The sequence below is a fragment of the Streptomyces sp. RFCAC02 genome (assembly GCF_004193175.1).
GTDB lineage: Bacteria > Actinomycetota > Actinomycetes > Streptomycetales > Streptomycetaceae > Streptomyces.
This window is the reverse complement of sequence record NZ_SAUH01000001.1, coordinates 700,232-717,433: the sequence shown is the minus strand read 5'-3', so window position 1 is coordinate 717,433 and position 17,202 is coordinate 700,232. Positions and strand designations below refer to the sequence as shown.

Genomic DNA, 17,202 nt, shown 5'->3' with positions numbered 1-17,202 from the left:
CTGGGACAAGGCTGTGCATCCTACATGTGATGTGTATCGCGCACATGTCGTGTGGTGCGTGAAAGGATGCCCGCAGGACGCCGTGGCCAGGGGCGATCGGGAGGAGACGCATGGTGAGGCCCACGCACGAGGTCGAGTACGAGCAGATGCTGCTCGCGCGCTACGTGTACATGCATCGGATGGGCGAGCACCGCAAGGGCGCCATGCTGGAACGCAGCGCCTACATCCTGCTCAGCCGCGTCCGCGTCCAGGGGCCGATGACCATCGGCGAGCTGAGCGGCGCGTTCGGTCTCGACGTGTCGACCCTGAACCGGCAGACGGCGGCGGCCGTCCGCTCGGGCCTGCTGGAGCGCATCCCCGACCCGGAGGGCGGGATGGCGCGCAAGTTCCGCATCACGGAGACGGGCGAGCGCCTGCTCGACGAGGAGCGCGAGCGGAGCGTCCGCAGCCTGGACCGGGTCATGGAGGACTGGCCGGACGAGGACATCGCCGAGTTCGCCGCGTACTTGAGGCGCTTCAACACGGACATCGAACGCATCGGGGGCCGTCCCTGGCCGCGCCCCTGAACCACGCCCCGCGCGGCGCTAGGCTGACGCCACCATCATGAGGCGGCGGCGAACCGTCGCACGGAGGGGACGCGATGAGTCAGGGACAGCCGGGTTACGGGGGCGCGCAGGGCGGCCCGTACGGACCGAACGCGCCGGGCCAGGGCTACGGCCCCCCGGCACCCGGGCCGTACGGACAGCAGGGCGGCCGGGGCGGCGGGGGGAAGAAGGCCGTCCGGACGATCGCGGGCGTGGTGGGCGTCGCGGCGATCGCCACCCTCACCGTCCTCGCGATGAACGACTCGGGCGGCGGCTCGGACGACGGCGGGTCGGGGGAGTCCCACACGCTGGTCCTGCCCGTCACCAGCGGCGACTTCAGGATCGCCGGGGCGGCGGAGAGTGCCGACGACCTGGACCCCCAGCGGCTCGCCGAGCTGGGCATCGAGGACGCGGAGGGCACGTCGGGCCTCTACTACGCGGGCATCACCCCGGAGGAGGCCGCTTCCCTGACGGATCTCTCCGAGCTGAACGGCCGGGAGGTCACGACCCTTTCGGTGTTCGGTGTGTGGGGCACGGTCGATGACCCGGAGGCGGCGGCGTCCGGCCTGCTCACGTTCGGCGCGCAGCAGAACGGCGGCGGGGGCATGACCCTGGTCGGCGATCCGCAGGACATGCAGCCGGCGGGCATCGGCGACGCGGTGATGAAGTGCCAGTACGCGACGACGACCGACCCGGCGACCGCGTCACAGGTGCAGGTACCGGTCTGCGCCTGGGCGGACGACTACACGGTCGGCTTCACCGCACTCCAACGACAGGACGCGTCCGGCACGGTGGAGATCCCCCTCGACGTGGCGGCGGACCACACCTCGACCCTGCGCACGGCCTCCCTGGCAGAAACCACGACGACGACCGAGGAGTGACGGCGTGCCCCCGTCCACGGCTGTGCGGTGGACGGAGGCACGCCACGTGTCGTGGCTCAGTTCGACAGCGTTCCAGTGGTCACACTGCCGATGAAGGCAAGCCAGCCATCGCCGGACGCGGTCACTACCGCACCGTCCGACTGCTTACTGTCCCGCATCCCGACCCTGCTGCCGAGGTCCGCAACCTCGACACAGTCCCCATTGCCATTGCTGAACGAGGACTTCGCCCAGCCCTCGTCAGGAAGTCCCCCGAAGAACTGCTCCTTGCCACGATGCATCGAGCCTCCTTCTCGTCACCTGCTGATGGAGTCGATTTTCCCGATGGCCGGTCGAGGCGTCGATCGACGTGGAGGGCCGGTCACTCCTCGATGAAACGGTCGAACTCTCCGGCCTTGACGCCCGCGATGAACGCGGCGAACTCGGAGCGGGTGTACCGGTGCGGCGGCAGGTCCGGAGCCTTCGAATCTGCCATGGCCACACCGCCGTTGAGCGCCATCAACTGCACACAGTCGTTGCCGCTCCCGTTGCTGAACGAGGACTTCACCCAGTCCCCGTCGAGAAGTTCCGCGTAGAGCTGGTCCTTGTCGCTGTTCATCGGAATTCTTTCTCCAACGCTTGCAGGAACTGGATGGTGCCGTCCCGAGGTAGTGCATTGCTCGCAAGGTCATTGAACTTGCGCCGTACTTGCCTGACCTCAGCCGGATCGTCGTGCAGGGTTTCTCCGGTGAGCTTCTCCTGAGAGACAACGCTGCTGTTGTCCACCCCGGGGAAGTCGACGATGGTGAAGGCGGCGCTCGATACGCTCGGAGCGCCGGCGGAGTAGGGAATGATCCTTAGAGTGATGTTGGGGCGAGAAGCCATCGTGACCAGGTGTTGTAGCTGCTCGCGCATCACGCTCGCGCCGCCGACAACGGCCCGGACGGCGGACTCCAGGCACAGCGCATCGAGCACGACGGGGTTCTTCCCGTTCAGGACGGCCTGTCGCCGTATACGCGCTTCGCGGAAAACGTCGCGGCGCTCGGCGCTTTCCTGCTTTTGACCGAAGGCCGCGATGGCATCGACGTAGTCAGGAGTCTGGAGCAGTCCCGGGACATACGTGCCGGAGTGGACGGACAGGCGCTCGGCGGCATCCTCCACATAGAAGTACCGGTACGAGTCGCCCTGGAACAGCTTGCGGAAGCGCTGTTCCTCCCACCAGGCGCGCCCGTATGACTTGCCCTGACTGATCTCCGCTTCGATGGCCGCGCGCTCGTCGGTGTTCGCCGCGTAGAGGCCGAACAGGGTCCTCAGTTGGCGATCGGTGGGAAAGGCCCTGCCGCGCTCGATCTTGCTGATGGTGTACCGCGACACGTTCAGCTTCGCCGCCGCGTCCTCCTGGCGCAGGCCGGCGCGTATCCGGAGACGCTGCAACTCCTCGCCGACATGACGCATGGCGAAGATCGCGTTCGTGTTGACGTCGACGGACACGGCCCCCTCAACAGCTCATTTGCGGCGTCTGATCAGCGTACCGTCCTGCCGCGCTCATGCGGTCGCCCACCGTGTCGGCGAACCCTTCGAAGTGGTGTGTGGGCACGCGAGGTTGCGCGCGATGAGTCACGTGACCCATGCTGTTCCCGCACACGCCATGCAACGGCCCGATCTCTGTGTGTTGCGGCGAAGCGTGCTGCCCGTGTGCCCATTTGCGGCTGGAGGTGTCTCGTGCCCGTCATCACGCAATCCGCGAAGGACACCGAGGTGTTCGCGTGGGAGTTACTGACTCACGCCTCCGGGATCGAGACGTGGCGGCGGACGTTGGCCCTGGTGCTGTGGTCCTGGGGGGCCTCGGACGCCACGGTCGAGGTCGCCCGCATGGGGTTGTCCGAGCTGATGGCGAACGTCATCCGGCATGTCGGGGACCCGCGTTGCCGACTGTCGGCGGTCCTCGACGGTGGCCGGGTCACGGTCCTGCTGTCCGACCGCTCGCCCCGTCTGCCGGTCGTCTCGCAGCCCGACTGGGACGCCGAATCCGGACGCGGACTCTGGATGCTCCGGGAGATGTGCCGGGGCTTCGGGTGCCGGCCGGTGGCCGACGGCAAGGACGTGTGGTTCGAACTGGACCTCGTCGCGGCTGGCGTCGAGGAGGTGGTGCTGTGATGCGGGCGGGCTGCCTTATCGGTTCCCTCGTCGCGCTGTTGGTCGTCGGTGCCTGGCTGACCGGCGTGCTCCTGGTGCTGCGGCTGGTCCGCGCGTTCGGCGAGGGGGAGGACACATGAGCCTGCCACCGGCCGTCGAGGCGGCGGGGGCCTCGTGGGTGATCGGGGCCTGCTGGTTCTACTGCGGCGAGACGGCGCTCGTCCTGTGCATCGGGACGATCACGACGACCGGACCGCCGTTGCGTCAGGCCCCTCTCTACGCGTGCGGTTCATGTCTGGAGGCCCTGGAGAGCGCGGTCGAGGAGTACAACCACGCCCTCTCGTTCCTCCCGGTCGATGACAAGGGCGCCGAAGTGCCGCTGTACGCAGCCCCGGAGGCGGGGTGTCCGCAGAGCCTCCGCTACCGGCCGGGCGGCCCGTACCGCCGCCCGAGGACCCGCCTCGGGCGGCACTGGTGGCGGCTGATCTCCGGTATCCGCCGCGCGGATCGGAGGGCTCATGGCTGACAGCCGCAAGCGGCGGGCACGTGGCGGAACGCTGCCGCGAGCGTTGGGATTCCTCGCGGTCGGAGTGGCCGCCGGACTCGTCGCCCGCCCGTCACCGGCGACCACACGTGCGACGACGGCCCGTGTACTCGACGTCGTGGACCGCGCGTGGTGGTGGTTCTCCCAGGAACTCCGGATCGCGATGGACGACATGGCCGAGCCGCTACCCGACCCGTCACTCCAGGAGGCGGACGACCTGACACTCGGCCTGGCCGTCTTCTCGGCACTGGACCGGGCCTCCGCGAACCACGAACCGACCGGGGACACATAGCCGCCAGGCCCCGGCACCCGCAGACCCCCGCCTCGGGCCGGACCAACAGCCCGGCCCGAGGCGGGCCATCACCGGTACGACAGAGACAGGAGGAGTAGCCATGACGTCCTCGACCGAGGTATTAACCGCTTCCACGGAGGTTCGCTTCCTCTGGCTGGACCTGACGAGGAAGTGCCAGCTCGGCGACTTTCCGCCGCGATGCGAGCCGCATGATGATCAGTGCACGCCAGGCTATCCGAGTACCGAATGCTCTCCGAGGATCTGAGTGAAAGACAGCGCCAGTACCGATCCCGTGTTGTGCGAACTGATCAGCGCCTTCACGGGCAACGTCACCAGTGTCGAGCCGATCGGTCGCGGCGGCTTCACGGACCTCACGGCCGTGGTCACCGCCGATGCCGGCCGGTTCTTCGTCAAAGCCATGCGGAACCGGCCCGGTGGGCGACGGGACCAGATGCTCCGGGAACGTGCGATCAACCCATGCGTCCGTTCCCTGGCGCCTGCCCTCCTGTGGTCCGGCGAGAACGGGGACTGGATCGTCTACGGGTTCGAGCGCGTGGAAGGACGACGAACCGATTTCCGTCCGGGATCGGACGACCTCCCGGTCATCACGGAGCTGGTCAACCGCATCGGTGTGCTGGAACTGCCGGACGTTGCCCGGGACTGGCAGGAGACACGCTGGGATTGGTGGGCCGATGAGGGCGCGCCGGAACTGTTCCGGGGGGACGCTCTTCTCCACGCGGACGTCAATCCCGGCAACCTGCTGATCGGCGAGGGACGTGCGTGGGTCGTGGACTGGTCCTGGCCCACGCGCGGAGCGGCATTCATCGATCCGGCCATGCTGGTACACCAGCTCATCGCCGCCGGTCACACGCCTGACGAAGCGGAAGCCTTGGCGGCGGACTGCCCGGCCTGGACGGAGGCCGATCCCGCAGCCATCGACGCCTTCGTCATCGCCTATGCCCGCATGAACCGCCACCGGGCTCTCCGCAACCCCGGTCAACCCTGGCTCGGAGCCATGGCGGAAGCCACGGAAGCGTGGGCCGCCTTCCGTGGCTTGCGATGGTCTTAGCGTGGCGCCTGAGCGCCCCGGGGCATGCCGCCCCGGGGCGCGCACGTTCTGTTGAATCCGGTCAGCTTTTCTCGCTACGCCGGGATGTTCCCGGCCGTAATGCGCCCGGCGCACGTGTATGCGCGTGGTGAGGGTGGAAGCCGATTTCGCCGTGGCCACGGGAATGGTTCGGACGGGAAGGAAATTCCGTCCTTACCAGGTGTGGAGGAGATAGTGGCCTGTTATATGCCGCGCCAGCAGCCTGGCGCTGCCCCGGCCGGGTGGTCGGTCGCCCGGCCGGGGGGATTCCTACTGGGCGGGCCAGATGATGGAACCCGTACGTGACACCACGAGGTAGTAGCTCCCGTCCGCCTGGCGGACGCACGTGTAGCCGGTCAGCTTCCCCTGCTGGGCGAGGATGTTCCCGGCCGTGATGCAGCCGGCGTACGTGAAGCCGCGCGGTGCGGCGGAGGCCGATGCCGCCGTGGCCACGGAAACACCGGCACACATGGCGAGACCGGCCGCGACGGCGGCCACCCTCGTTCCGAGCTTGCTCATGTTTTTCCTTCCGTCCGGGCTCTGGTCGAAAGGGCACGCCGACCGGGCGAATTCGGGGCGAGTGACGCCGGTCGATGTCCTCTTCCACCGGTTCTACGCACCGGCCGGACGAAGGGTTCAACCTTTCGGGAGGCAATACGAAAAATTATTCCTTTCGGTCACCGTCATGAGCCGTATGTCGGACTTTCGCGGTACATTTTCCCGGCTCCGCACAAGCGCGGGCGCCCCGGCGGTCGTACGACCACCGGGGCGCCCACGGTCCGTTCACCCGCCGTCAGTTCCGCCACTGCTCCGCCGGCGAGACGCCGGGCAGCGGCTTCCCGACGAGGGCCAGCGGGATGAAGAAACCGATCTGGCTCAGCGCCATGACGAGCGTGGCGAGGGCCTTGTCGTCGTAGTGGGCCGACGCCTGGGCGTACAGCTCGTCGGGGACGCGCTCACCGTGCGGGCTGGGCGTGAACACGGCCTCCGCCAGGGCCAGCGCCGCCCGCTCGGCGGGGGAGAAGCACGGCGCGTTGCGCCAGGACGCCACGGCCGTGATGCGCTCCTCCGACCCCCCCGCCCTGCGGAGGTTCCCCGTGTGCAGGACGGTGAGGTAGGTGTTCCCGACGATCTGCCCGGCGCGGAGCTGCACGAGGCTGATGGTGGCCGCCGGGACCGAGCCGTTCCCCGTGGCCCGGAACAGGGCGCCGCCGATCTCCCCCAGTTCGGGGACGAGCACGGCCGGGTTCGGCAGGCGTGACTGGAGGGGCTGCGGCTCGGTGGTCGTGGTCTCGGTCATGGTGGGGTCGTTCCTCTCGGTTCTGTTGGTGTGTCACTGCTCTGACGTTCCGCGCGCGGCCGATGTGACCGCCGAACGCGGCTCAGACGCGGGTGCTCGCTGTCCCGGCCCGTGGCCGCAGGAGCGTCACCGCGACGACGACGGCCGCCGCGTAGAACGCGCCCGCCCCGAGCAGGCCGGTGGTGTAGCCCTCGGTGAGCGCGTCCGCGATCGCCGTCCCGGCGGGCTGGTCCGCGGTGGCGTCGACCGCGATGCCCGCCAGGACGGCGAGGCCCAGCGCGCCGCCGATCTGCTGGCTCGTGTTGATGAGCCCGGAGGCGACGCCCGCGTCCTCCGGGTCGACGCCCTGCACGCCGCTGATCGTCGCCACGACGAAGCCGATGCCGAGACCGATGCCGCCGACGAGTTGGGCCGGCAGCAGTGTGACCAGGGCGTTCTGGCCGGGCGTCAGCATGCTGAACCAGACCATCGCCGCGCCGGCGACCGTCATCCCGATCGCCAGGGCACCGCGCGCGGAGGCCCGGACCTGGAGCCGCGGGCCGACCACGCCGGAGCCGATGCCGATGCCGATGGCGAACGGCAGGTAGGCGAGCCCCGTGACCACGGGGGAGTAGTCCTTGACCGACTGCATGTAGAGGGTGAGGAAGTAGAACGTGGCGAGCTGGCCCGCGCCCATCAGCAGCATCACCAGGTTCGCGCCGAGCCGCGCGCGGTCGGCCAGCACGCCGGCCGGGAGCATCGGATCACCGACGCGGCGCTGGATGACGATGAACGCCACGCCCAGGACCAGGGCCGCCCCGCCGGAGACGAGGGTCGGCGTGTCGCCGATGCCGTCGGAGCCGGCCCGGTTGATCGCGTAGACCAGTGAGCCGAGGGCGAGCGTCGCGCTGACGGCACCGGGCAGGTCGATCCCGCCGCGCCTGCGGGCACCGGGGACCACGGCGGACGTGCCGAGCAGCACCAGCAGGGCGAACGGGACGTTGACGAACATGATCCACCGCCAGCCGAGGTACTGCGTGAGCACGCCGCCCAGCAGGAGCCCGACCACCGCGCCGAGGCCGCCCATCGCGCCGTAGACGCCGAGCGCCTTGTTCCGCTGCGGACCGGCGGGGAAGGTGTCGGCGAGCAGTGACAGCGCCGCCGGTGCGACGATCGCGCCGCCCACGCCCTGCAGCACGCGCGCCGCGATCAGCATGCCGCCGCTCTGCGCCACCCCGCCCAGCAGGGACGCGAGGAGGAACACCACGAGTCCGGCGCGGAAGAGCCTGCGGCGGCCGAAGACGTCGCCCGCCCTGCCGCCGGCCAGCAGCATGCCGCCGAACGCCAGGGCGTAGGAGGTGAGGACCCAGTCGAGGTCCGCCGCGGCGATGTCGAGCCCCGTGCCGATGAGGGGCAGGCCGACGGTCACGATGGTGCCGTCCATCACGATCAGGAGTTGCGCCGCGGCGATGACCAGCAGCGCCGGGCCGCGGTTGCCGGTACCGGCGCGGGCCGGGGATGTCGTGTCGTCGTACGAGGTCATGTCGGGACTCCTCAGCGGGCCGTGGCGGCGCGGTGGACCGCGGCGGCCAGCCGGTCGTGTTCGGGATAGGACCAGGTGGGGGAGAAACGGCGGCGGGTGTAGCCGAAGGCGATGCCGCTGCCGGGGTCGGCGAAGGATTCCGAGCCGGCCGAGCCGTTGTGGCCGAAGGCGTCCGCGCCGAGGAACGGGTAGTGCAGTCCCTTGGCCTGGAAGCCCAGGGCGTACTGGCCCCGGTCGCCGGTGACGAGGTCACTGCCGGTCGAATGGAGCGTCGCGAACGCGCCGACGGTGTCCGGTTCCAGCAGCGGAGCCCGCCCGTCCAGGCCGGAGACCGCGGCCGCGTACATCCCGGCCAGTCCCCTTGCGCTGCCCACACCTCCGGCGGACGCCGGGCCGAGGGCGCGCACCCGTCGCGTGTTGGCGAACGCGACCTGGTCGAGCGGCGGCGTCGAGTCGAGGCCGTACCCGATGCCCGTGATGCTGCGCGGCCCCGGGACGTTCGCCAGGAACGCGGCGAGTTCCGCCGGATCGGCCAGGCCCGGCAGCACGTCCCGGTACCGGTGCTCCGCCTCCTCGGGCAGCCCGAGATGCACGTCGAGGCCGTACGGCGCGCGCACCCGCTCCTCGAACTGCTCCCGGAGCAGGCGGCCGGTGACCCGGCGGACCACCTCGCTCACGATCGCGAACGCCACGAACGCGCTGTAGCCGTGGGCGGAGCCGGGCCGCCAGTACGGCCGCTGCCCGGCCAGCCGCCGGGCGATCACCCGGTCGTCGGCGAGTTCGTCCGCGGTCAGCCCGCCGTCGACCCCGATCACCCCGGAACGGTGGGTGAGCACGTCCCGCAGGGTGATCCCGCCCTTGCCCGCCGCGGCGAACTCCGGCCACACGCGGGCGACCGGCACGTCCAGGTCCAGCGCCCCGTCCTGCACCAGCAGCGCCACCACCAGGGCCGCCGCGCCCTTCGTCGACGAGTAGACGCCGGTCAGCGTGTCACCGGCCACCCCGTCCCCGGCCCACAGGTCGACCACCCGGCGGCCGCGCACGTACGCCGCCACCTGCGCGCCGGACGCACCCCCGTCCCGTGCCACCACGGCGGCGAACTCGTCGCGCACCGCCTCGAACCCGTCGGCCACCGTCCCGTGGATCTCTGTCCCGCTCATCGTTCTGCCGCTCCGATCGTCGTGCCACTGCGTGTGTTCGACGGCCTGACGGACGGGCGGACGGGAATGTGACCGGCCCTCGCGGTCACATCGGGGCGTCCGCGTCCGTCATCCGTGTGAGACCGACATGAGGGGCGACCATGAACGAGACCGACTTCCTGGCCCGGCGGTTCGAGGAGCACCGGCCGCATCTGCGCGCGGTGGCCTACCGGATGCTCGGTTCCCTGACCGACGCCGACGACGCCGTCCAGGAGGCGTGGCTGAGACTGGCGCGCTCCGAGGCCGACGGCATCGACGGCCTCGGCGGCTGGCTGACCACGGTCGTCGGCCGCGTCTGCCTGGACATGCTGCGCTCACGCCGGCTGCGCCGCGAGGACCCGCTGGAGAGCCGCCTGCCGGACCCGGTCGTCGGCGAGCCGGCCGAGCAGGGACCCGAGAACCGGGCGCTGATCGCCGACTCGGTGGGCCTCGCGCTGCTGGTCGTGCTGGAGTCGCTGACCCCGGCCGAACGGCTGGCGTTCGTCCTGCACGACCTGTTCGGCATGCCGTTCGAGGAGATCGCGCCGATCGTCGACCGCACACCGGTCGCGGCCAGGAAGCTCGCCAGCCGCGCGCGCCGCCGCGTCCGGGGCGCGGCGCCCTCGCCGGACCCGGACCCGGTCGCCCAGCGCCGCGTGGTCGACGCGTTCCTGACGGCCGCGCGCGGCGGCGACCTCGACGGCCTGGTCGCGATCCTCGACCCCGACGTCGTCCTGCGCGCCGACAGCGGGCGGACGCTGCCCGGCGGCATGCGGGTGCTCCGGGGCATCCCCGCCGTGGCCGGCCAGCTCGCGACCTTCCGGCGGATGGCCACCATCGCGACGGCCCGTCCCGTGCTGGTCAACGGCTGCGCGGGGCTCGTCAACACCGTCGGCGGCGAACTCTTCTCGATCATGAGTTTCACCGTCACCGACGAGCGGATCGCGGCCATCGACATCCTGTCCGACCCCGACCGGCTGGCCGCCCTCGACCTCACCGACCCGGCGCTCTGACCGCCACGCTCAGCCGTGTCCCGCCCGCCCCCGGCCGCCCGTCAGGCGGCGCTCCAGCGGGCGGATCACCATGCTCGCCGCCAGCGCCAGAGCGCCGACGGCGAGCCACGGCAGCCCGCGGCTCACGCCGTACAGCGCGCCGAACAGTACCGGCGTCACCATGTCGGCCGTCGCGAACGAGTACTGGAACGCCGCCAGGTACGTGCCGCGCAGCCCCTCCGGAGCGGCCTCGGCCGAGAGCGCGTTCGAGGCGGGGCCGTGCAGCATCTCCGCCACCGCCCACAGCAGCATCACGAGCGTCAGGTAGCCGACGAGCAGCGGCCCGCGCGGCAGCAGCACGGCCACGGCGGCGGCCACGCACCAGGCCGCCCACAGCCGGCCGGCCCACGCCATCGCGCCTCCGCGCGAGGTGCGCCGGCGGACGCGGCGGGTCACCTCGGCCGTACCCGTGGCGACGGCGGCGGTGGTGACCGTGAGGAAGGCCCCGACCGCCCAGCCCGGCGCGTGCAGCCCACGGACGACGTAGACCGGCACCGCGACGGCGAGGAAGACCGTGCACACGGTGAAGAGGACGTTCACACCGATCAGCGCCAGGTACGGCCGGTCGGCCAGCAGGTGCCGCACTCCCCGCGGGACCCCGTCCGCACGCGCCCCCACCGTCCGCCGCCCGCCGCGCACGAACAGCGCGACCGTCGCCGCCGCGACGACGAAGGAGAACGCGTCCGCCAGCACCATCCCCTGGTACGCGTGCTCCGACGCGAGCGCGAGCAGCAGGCCCGCGAGCACCGTGCCCGCGCCCGTACCGGCCGCCCGGATCATGCCCGCCCGCGCGAACCACTCGTCCTTCGCGTCCCCCTCCGCCCGCTCGGCGATCAGCGCGAAGACCGACGACCAGTACACGCGCACGCCCGCCGCCTCGACCAGCGCCGCCGTGAACAGCGACGCGGGGCCCGACACCCCGAGATAGAGGAAGAACCCGACGGCCTGCAGTAGTTGCCCCGCGATCACCACCGGACGCGGGCCGACGCGGTCGACGGTCCGTCCGACAAGCAGCGGCAGCAGCAGCGAACAGGCTGCGGCGGAGGTCATCAGCAGACCGACGCGCGCCTCCGACAGATCGGTGACGGCGAGGAAGTACACCATCGACAGCGGGAGGCAGAGGCCGGTGCCGACGGCGTCGATGGCGAGGGCCACCGGTATCGCCCAGGAGGCGCCGTCCCGCGCCACGGTCCGGCCCGCGTCATGGGCACTCCACTCCGGCGCGCGGCGTATCGGCATCCGCAACTCTTAACCGGGGGCGCGCGCCGGCGTCAACGCGCCCCGGCCGGCCGCGTGCGCCGGTGGATCAGCCGGGCCACGCCCAGTACGACCGCCACGCTGACGGGCGGCACCCATCCCCACGGAACGCCGAGCAGCAGGGCGGCGAACCCGAACGCGAAGCTCGCGATCCCCATGGTGATGATCAGCCAGAGCCCCACGGGCCGCCACACGAAGGGCTCGTACGAGCGGGGGTTCGCCACCCGCACCGTGCCGAACGCGAACAGCAGGACCGCGAGGAGACCGGCGAACGTGCCGATGGCGGCCGTCATCTGGAAGTCGTCGCGAGGCTCGTCCGAGGTGCTCTGCCGGACACCGTCCCTGCTGAGCGTCATGACATCGCCGCGCCACACCGTACCCGTGACGTCGTCCCCCGGCCCCAGCCGTTCCAGCAGCGGACCGGGGTCGCCGAACGCCACGACACCGTCCCAGAACGGCGTGCCGCTCACCGTCGCCTCGAACGTGCTGTTCTGCCCCGACTTCCGCACCTCCGTGTCCTCGACGACGAAGGTGACCGTGCGGACGCACTCCTCCCGCGCCCGCGTCGCCACCCCCGCCGGACACGGTTCGGCCGCCCCGTAGTCCTCGTACCTGTCCACGGAGGAGGGCAGCCACGTGGCGAACGTGCCGAAGCAGGCGGCCGCGGGGACCAGGGACAGGACGATCAGCAGCACGCCCGCCAGCCGTACCGTGCCGGGGGAGCGGCGTCCGGGCCGGTTCGCCCCCGGCGGCAGCGGCGTCCCGTCCGTCCCCGAACCGCGTGCACTCCCGCCACCGCCATCACCCGCCCTTTCGTACCGGTCCCGTGTCGCAGCAGTCTCTCCCAGCCGGAATCGACACGTCGACACGGGCAACCGGCACCGTCCACGCGGTCTTCCCTTCCGCACCCCGGCAATGTCGGACGGGCGCCCCACCGGAAGGACCTGTCCGTCCGGGGGCTGTCCCCGGGGGCGCCCGTTCGTCATCCTTGCGTCATGTCCCATGCGATCCCGCTCAGCACCGCCGAGAACCCCGACGGGCGTCCCGCCTGGCAGTACTGGATGGTGTGGGGGCACGGACCGAGCGTCGAGGAGGCGCTGGCCGACATGGCGCGGAAGGCGCAGGCGGCAGGGGCGCACGCCGTCCGCGCCGTCCACCTCTGCGCGGCACCGGACGTGGCCACCACGTACTGGAGGGAGGAGATCAGGACGCACACCCAGTACACCGCGTCCGGCACGGCCGTGACCTTCCGGGACGGAGGGCAGCGCACTCAGCCGCTGGGCGACGACGGCCGCCCGCTGCCGCTCAGTCCCGCACGGCCGCGTAAGGAGCTGTGACCGAGGGGTCGGCCACGTTGTCGGCGGCTCCGGCCACCCAGACCCTGCCCGCGTCGTCCGTGTCAGCGCTCTCCAGCATCCCCGCGCCGGCCGGCGACTGCCTGCGCACGAGGCGCCCGTGGCGGTCCGTCGTCAGCAGGTAGCTCGCGGCGGGGTCCACCGCCAGGTCGATCGTCTGGCCCACGATCACCGGACGCCCGTTCCGGTCGAAGGTGATGCCGTGCAGCTCGGCGGTCTCCTCGGGCACGGGCACCTCGTTCCACGCCCGGCCGTCGAAACGCAGCACCACCGGGCGCCGCCACAGGGCGTCGTCCTCGACGTGCCCGACGGCCCACAGCTCGCCGTCGCCGCGCCGCTCGATGTCGTAGAGGACGACCTTGCGGTCGGCGAGGCCGGCCGGGAGCCGCTGCCGGGTCCAGGACGTTCCGTCGAAGTGGGCGAAGCCCTCGGAGCCGAGCACGTACACGTCGTCGTCCGCCACAGCGAGGATACTGATCGTGGAGCCGACCGACCCGTCGGCCGGGACGGCCACCCGGGTCCAGGTCCCGTCCGTGCCCCTGCTCAGCAGCAGTTGCTCCCGCACGCCGCTCGGATCGTCCGGAGCGGGGAAGGCACCGCCGCCCACCCACACGGTGCCCTCGGGGGAGACGGCGACCGAGTACAGGCCACCGCGCATCCCGTCCGGCAGCGGCAGGCCGACCGACTGCCACGCCGTGCCGTCCCAGTGCTGGGCGACCGGCTCGTCGGCGCCGGACGTCCCCACGGCCCACGCCTCGCCGCCCGGACCCGGCGCGATGCCGCTCAGGCTGCCGGACCCGAGCGGTGACGTGTCGGCCCAGCCCCGCCCGGTCCACCGCAGGGCGACGGGCGTCCAGTCCGACGCCTCGATCCCGACCGCCCAGGTGGCTCCCCGGCCGCTCTCGACCTCGTACAGGAGGGTGTCCGCCAGGTCGGGGGTCACCTCCTGCCACCGGGGGGCGGCGGACGCGGGGGAGGAGACGACGCCGAGCGCGAACGCGCCGGCCACCAGCCCCACGGTGACGGTCCGTCTGCCGAGGCGACCGCGGCGGGCTGTTGTTCCAGGCATGGGGGAGTCCTTCCATCGGTGCGCATGGGACGTGCACGGGAGGCGCGGACCGCGCGCCGCACCCGGGCACGGCCAGGACTCTAGGCCGCTTCCCGCATCGGAAAACCGTCCCGCGGCCATGTGACGGACGTTGCACAGGAACGGTCGTCGTCCCGTCACACACCCCGCCCGGCACGGTCATGAAGGCCGCTCACCGGCGCCGCCGTCGGCCTCCCGCGCCGCGCCCACCCGGGCGGATGCGAGACTCCCCGCATGCCACGCGTCCTCCTCATCGAAGACGACCCCTCCGCGCGCGAGGGCATCGCGATCGGCCTGCGCCGGCGCGGTCACGAGATGCGCACCGCCGCCACCGGGGAAGCGGGCCTCACCGCCCTGGACGAGTTCCGGCCCGACCTGCTGCTGCTCGACCTGATGCTCCCGGACACGAACGGCGTGCGGGTGTGCCGGCAGGTGCGCGGGAGCAGCCGGCTCCCGATCATCATGCTCACCGCCCGCGGGGACGACTTCGACATCGTCGTCGGCCTGGAGACGGGAGCCGACGACTACATCGTCAAACCCGCCCGCGCCGAGGTGATCGACGCCCGCATCCGCGCCGTGCTGCGCCGTGTCGAGCAGCCGGCGGCGGCGCCATCCCCCGTCGAGATCCACGGCGGTCTCGCCATCGACCGCACCGCGCTGACCGTCAGCAGGCACGGGACGCGCCTGGCACTCGCCCCCTCCGAACTCAGACTCCTCCTGCACCTGTCGGCGGCCCCCGAGCAGGTCTTCAGCCGCGAGCAACTCCTCGAAGACGTCTGGGAGTACAGCCATCACGGCGACACCCGGCTGGTGGACGCGTGCGTGCGCAGGCTGCGCGGCAGGCTGGAGGACCCGCCGGCCGGCCCGCGCTACATACAGACCGTGCGCGGCTTCGGCTACCGCTTCGGGCCGCTGTGACCCGCTTCAGAACCCGGATCGGCCTGCGTACCCGCCTGGTCCTCGCCTTCCTGGTCGTCGCGGCGATCAGCGCGGGCAGCACCGCGAGCCTCGTCTACCGGGAGGCCCGCGACGCCATCCTCGACCAGGCCCAGGACACCGCCGTCTCGACCTTCCGCGAACGGGTCGCCGGCATCGGCACGCTGCTGCCCGTCGACCGCGTTTCGCTGGAGGACGCGCTGCGTCGACTCGCACGCCAGGGCAGGCCGCACCCCTGGACGACGTACGCCGGCTACGGGTCGCTGTGGCTCGCCTCCGGCCCCGACCCGGCGCCCGGCCTGATCGACGCGGAACTGCGCCGCACGGCCTTTGCCGCCACCCGCACCACCTACCGGCGCGTGGCCACGGCCGGCGCCCCCTGGCTGGTCATGGCCATGCCCATCGCCTTCGAAGCCCGGGACGCGGCCGGCGACCCCCTGCCCACCGGTCTCGTGCTGTACGCCGTGATGCCGCTGACCGACGAGGAGACGACGGTCCGCGCCATGGTCACCGCCGCGCGCGACGGCGCGATCCCCGGACTCGCCGTCGCACTGGTGCCCGCGCTGTTCGCCGCACGCAGCGTGCTGCGGCCCGTCGGGGAACTGCGCCGGGCCGCGCGCCGCATGGCCGGGGGCCGCCTCGACACCCGCGTCCGCGTCAAGGGCAACGACGAACTCGCCGACCTCACCCACGCCTTCAACGAGTCGGCCGCCGCCTTGAAGCGGTCCGTCGACGACCTGCGGCGGGCCGAGGAACGCGCGCGCCGCTTCGCCTCCGACGTCTCGCACGAGCTGCGCACCCCGCTCGCCGGGATGCTCGCGGTCACCGAGGTCCTCGACGAGGACGCGGCGCACCTCACCCCCGACAGTGCCGCCGCGCTGCGGCTGATCAGCGTGGAGACCGGCAGGCTGGCCGTCCTCGTCGAGGACCTGATGGAGATCTCCCGGTTCGACGCCCGCGCCGCCGAGCTGATCACCGACGAGGTCGACGTCGCGCGGACCGTCCGCCGTACCCTCACCGGCCGCCACTGGACCGACCCGGCGCTGATCGTGACCGATCTCCCCGCCGGCGTCCGGGCGCGGCTCGACCCCCGGCGCCTCGACATCATGCTCGCCAACCTGATCGGGAACGCCCTCCGGCACGGCAGCCCACCGGTCACCGTGCGGCTGCGCCCCCTCACCCGCGACGACGGGGTGCCCTGCCTCGCCATCGAGGTCGCCGACAGCGGCCCCGGCATCCCCCCGGACGTGCTGCCGCACATCTTCGACCGCTTCTTCAAAGGCTCCTCGGCCCGAACCCGCCCGGCGGGCGGCGGCCTCGGCCTCGCCATCGCCCTGGAGAACGCCCGGCTGCACGGCGGCACCATCAAGGCCGGGAACAGGCCAGGGTCCGGGGCCGTCCTGACACTGGAGCTGCCGCTCGCACCACCCGGCCCGGCCACGGGCGAGGAGACGGAGACACCCCGGTGAGACGCCCACTGCCGCGCGCCGCGCTCGCCACGGCCGCCGCCGCCCTCCTGCTCACCGGCTGCGGGATACGGCAGACCGGCACCGTCGACGCGGGCGGCCCCGGCACCCCGCGCCCCGCCGCCGGACAGTGGCTGCTGTTCTTCGTCGCACCGGACGGCCGCCTGACACCCGTACCGAGGCCGGCGGGCACGCCGTCCGCACCGGAGAAGGCCGTCGCCGCGCTCTTCTCGGGACCCGGGGAGGACGATCGCGCGGCCGGCCTCGCCACCGACCTGCCACCCGGCGTCGGGCTGCGGTTCTCGGCGTCGTCGGCCGGGGAGACACTGGAGATCCGGGTGACGCTCCCGATGGAGGGCCTGGGGGAGACGGCAGTGCAGCAGATCGTGTGCACAGCCGCGTACGCCACCGGCGACGCCCGCACGCACGTGACCCTCACCGGCAGCGACACCTCACTGCCCCCGGCACAGTGCGCCCCCACCGAACAGCACTGAGCCCCTGCTCCGGATCTCCCCGGAACAGGGGCTTCAACGACATCGACTGCTCTGT

General features: G+C 72.0%; 21 protein-coding genes. 11 read left to right on the top strand and 10 right to left on the bottom strand.

Features of this window, described 5'->3' with window-relative positions:
- The first annotated feature begins 110 nt into the window (after positions 1–110).
- Together EMA09_RS03155 and EMA09_RS03150 are read left to right on the top strand one after the other, a co-directional pair.
- A complete protein-coding gene (locus EMA09_RS03155; RefSeq protein ID WP_129838663.1) occupies positions 111–566 on the top strand; it encodes a MarR family transcriptional regulator in 456 nt (151 codons plus the stop codon).
- Positions 567–640: 74 nt separating this feature from the next.
- Entirely contained in the window at positions 641–1,465 is an 825-nt protein-coding gene (locus EMA09_RS03150; RefSeq protein ID WP_129838661.1) for a hypothetical protein, read from the top strand.
- 56 nt (positions 1,466–1,521) lie between these two features.
- Here the strand turns inward: EMA09_RS03150 and EMA09_RS03145 are convergent, their stop codons facing one another.
- The 3 genes from EMA09_RS03145 to EMA09_RS03135 form a co-directional block, all read right to left on the bottom strand.
- Positions 1,522–1,743: a DUF397 domain-containing protein gene (locus EMA09_RS03145; protein ID WP_129838659.1), complete on the bottom strand. Its 222-nt coding sequence runs from the start codon at positions 1,741–1,743 to the stop codon at positions 1,522–1,524.
- Between the two features lie 80 nt (positions 1,744–1,823).
- Positions 1,824–2,060 carry a DUF397 domain-containing protein gene (locus EMA09_RS03140; RefSeq protein WP_129838657.1) on the bottom strand — a complete coding sequence of 79 codons (237 nt, stop codon included), beginning with the start codon at positions 2,058–2,060 and terminating at the stop codon, positions 1,824–1,826.
- Positions 2,057–2,932: a helix-turn-helix transcriptional regulator gene (locus EMA09_RS03135; protein ID WP_129838655.1), complete on the bottom strand. Its 876-nt coding sequence runs from the start codon at positions 2,930–2,932 to the stop codon at positions 2,057–2,059. The genes EMA09_RS03140 and EMA09_RS03135 overlap by 4 nt, the downstream gene beginning before the upstream one ends.
- 231 nt (positions 2,933–3,163) lie before the next feature.
- Between EMA09_RS03135 and EMA09_RS03130 the strand changes: the two genes are divergently transcribed.
- The 4 genes from EMA09_RS03130 to EMA09_RS03115 all read left to right on the top strand — a co-directional run bounded on the left by EMA09_RS03130 (position 3,164) and on the right by EMA09_RS03115 (position 5,482).
- A complete protein-coding gene (locus tag EMA09_RS03130) occupies positions 3,164–3,598 on the top strand; it encodes an ATP-binding protein (RefSeq protein WP_240796209.1) in 435 nt (144 codons plus the stop codon).
- Between the two features lie 115 nt (positions 3,599–3,713).
- Positions 3,714–4,103 (top strand): hypothetical protein, encoded by a 390-nt coding sequence (locus tag EMA09_RS03125; RefSeq protein ID WP_129838653.1) that lies wholly within the window; start codon positions 3,714–3,716, stop codon positions 4,101–4,103.
- The gene (locus EMA09_RS03120; protein ID WP_129838651.1) at positions 4,096–4,413 is read left to right on the top strand and encodes a hypothetical protein; all 318 of its coding nucleotides are present in this window, start codon (positions 4,096–4,098) and stop codon (positions 4,411–4,413) included. The genes EMA09_RS03125 and EMA09_RS03120 overlap by 8 nt, the downstream gene beginning before the upstream one ends.
- 265 nt (positions 4,414–4,678) lie before the next feature.
- Positions 4,679–5,482 carry a hypothetical protein gene (locus EMA09_RS03115; RefSeq protein ID WP_240796208.1) on the top strand — a complete coding sequence of 268 codons (804 nt, stop codon included), beginning with the start codon at positions 4,679–4,681 and terminating at the stop codon, positions 5,480–5,482.
- A 288-nt stretch (positions 5,483–5,770) separates the two neighbouring features.
- On the opposite strand, the gene EMA09_RS03110 is transcribed toward EMA09_RS03115, so the two are convergent.
- The 4 genes from EMA09_RS03110 to EMA09_RS03095 all read right to left on the bottom strand — a co-directional run bounded on the left by EMA09_RS03110 (position 5,771) and on the right by EMA09_RS03095 (position 9,482).
- Positions 5,771–6,019, bottom strand: coding sequence for a hypothetical protein (locus EMA09_RS03110; RefSeq protein WP_129838649.1), 249 nt, complete (start codon positions 6,017–6,019; stop codon positions 5,771–5,773).
- 274 nt (positions 6,020–6,293) lie between these two features.
- Positions 6,294–6,800 (bottom strand): carboxymuconolactone decarboxylase family protein, encoded by a 507-nt coding sequence (locus EMA09_RS03105; protein WP_206305887.1) that lies wholly within the window; start codon positions 6,798–6,800, stop codon positions 6,294–6,296.
- 82 nt (positions 6,801–6,882) lie between these two features.
- A complete protein-coding gene (locus EMA09_RS03100; RefSeq protein WP_129838647.1) occupies positions 6,883–8,322 on the bottom strand; it encodes an MFS transporter in 1,440 nt (479 codons plus the stop codon).
- Positions 8,323–8,333: 11 nt separating this feature from the next.
- On the bottom strand, positions 8,334–9,482 hold the full coding sequence (locus EMA09_RS03095; RefSeq protein WP_129838645.1) for a serine hydrolase domain-containing protein: 1,149 nt from the start codon (positions 9,480–9,482) through the stop codon (positions 8,334–8,336).
- Between the two features lie 140 nt (positions 9,483–9,622).
- Here EMA09_RS03095 and sigJ point away from each other — a divergent pair, with 140 nt between their 5' ends.
- Complete coding sequence (gene sigJ, locus EMA09_RS03090) at positions 9,623–10,513, top strand: RNA polymerase sigma factor SigJ (RefSeq protein ID WP_129838643.1); 891 nt, start codon at positions 9,623–9,625, stop codon at positions 10,511–10,513.
- A 9-nt stretch (positions 10,514–10,522) separates the two neighbouring features.
- On the opposite strand, the gene EMA09_RS03085 is transcribed toward sigJ, so the two are convergent.
- Complete coding sequence (locus EMA09_RS03085; protein ID WP_129838641.1) at positions 10,523–11,791, bottom strand: MFS transporter; 1,269 nt, start codon at positions 11,789–11,791, stop codon at positions 10,523–10,525.
- Positions 11,792–11,823: 32 nt separating this feature from the next.
- On the bottom strand, positions 11,824–12,504 hold the full coding sequence (locus EMA09_RS03080) for a hypothetical protein (protein WP_129838639.1): 681 nt from the start codon (positions 12,502–12,504) through the stop codon (positions 11,824–11,826).
- 300 nt (positions 12,505–12,804) lie between these two features.
- Here EMA09_RS03080 and EMA09_RS03075 point away from each other — a divergent pair, with 300 nt between their 5' ends.
- Entirely contained in the window at positions 12,805–13,146 is a 342-nt protein-coding gene (locus EMA09_RS03075) for a hypothetical protein (protein WP_129838637.1), read from the top strand.
- Here the strand turns inward: EMA09_RS03075 and EMA09_RS03070 are convergent.
- Positions 13,115–14,233, bottom strand: a complete 1,119-nt coding sequence (locus EMA09_RS03070) for a hypothetical protein (RefSeq protein ID WP_129838635.1) — start codon at positions 14,231–14,233, stop codon at positions 13,115–13,117. The two genes, EMA09_RS03075 and EMA09_RS03070, sit on opposite strands and share 32 nt — an antisense overlap.
- Positions 14,234–14,485: 252 nt before the next feature.
- Between EMA09_RS03070 and EMA09_RS03065 the strand changes: the two genes are divergently transcribed.
- Genes EMA09_RS03065 through EMA09_RS03055 form a run of 3 tightly spaced genes read left to right on the top strand, consistent with a single transcriptional unit; the run spans position 14,486 to position 17,147 of the window.
- Positions 14,486–15,169 carry a response regulator transcription factor gene (locus EMA09_RS03065; RefSeq protein ID WP_129838633.1) on the top strand — a complete coding sequence of 228 codons (684 nt, stop codon included), beginning with the start codon at positions 14,486–14,488 and terminating at the stop codon, positions 15,167–15,169.
- On the top strand, positions 15,166–16,656 hold the full coding sequence (locus EMA09_RS03060; protein ID WP_129838631.1) for a HAMP domain-containing sensor histidine kinase: 1,491 nt from the start codon (positions 15,166–15,168) through the stop codon (positions 16,654–16,656). The genes EMA09_RS03065 and EMA09_RS03060 overlap by 4 nt, the downstream gene beginning before the upstream one ends.
- On the top strand, positions 16,653–17,147 hold the full coding sequence (locus tag EMA09_RS03055; RefSeq protein ID WP_129838629.1) for a GerMN domain-containing protein: 495 nt from the start codon (positions 16,653–16,655) through the stop codon (positions 17,145–17,147). The genes EMA09_RS03060 and EMA09_RS03055 overlap by 4 nt, the downstream gene beginning before the upstream one ends.
- Positions 17,148–17,202 lie beyond the last annotated feature (55 nt).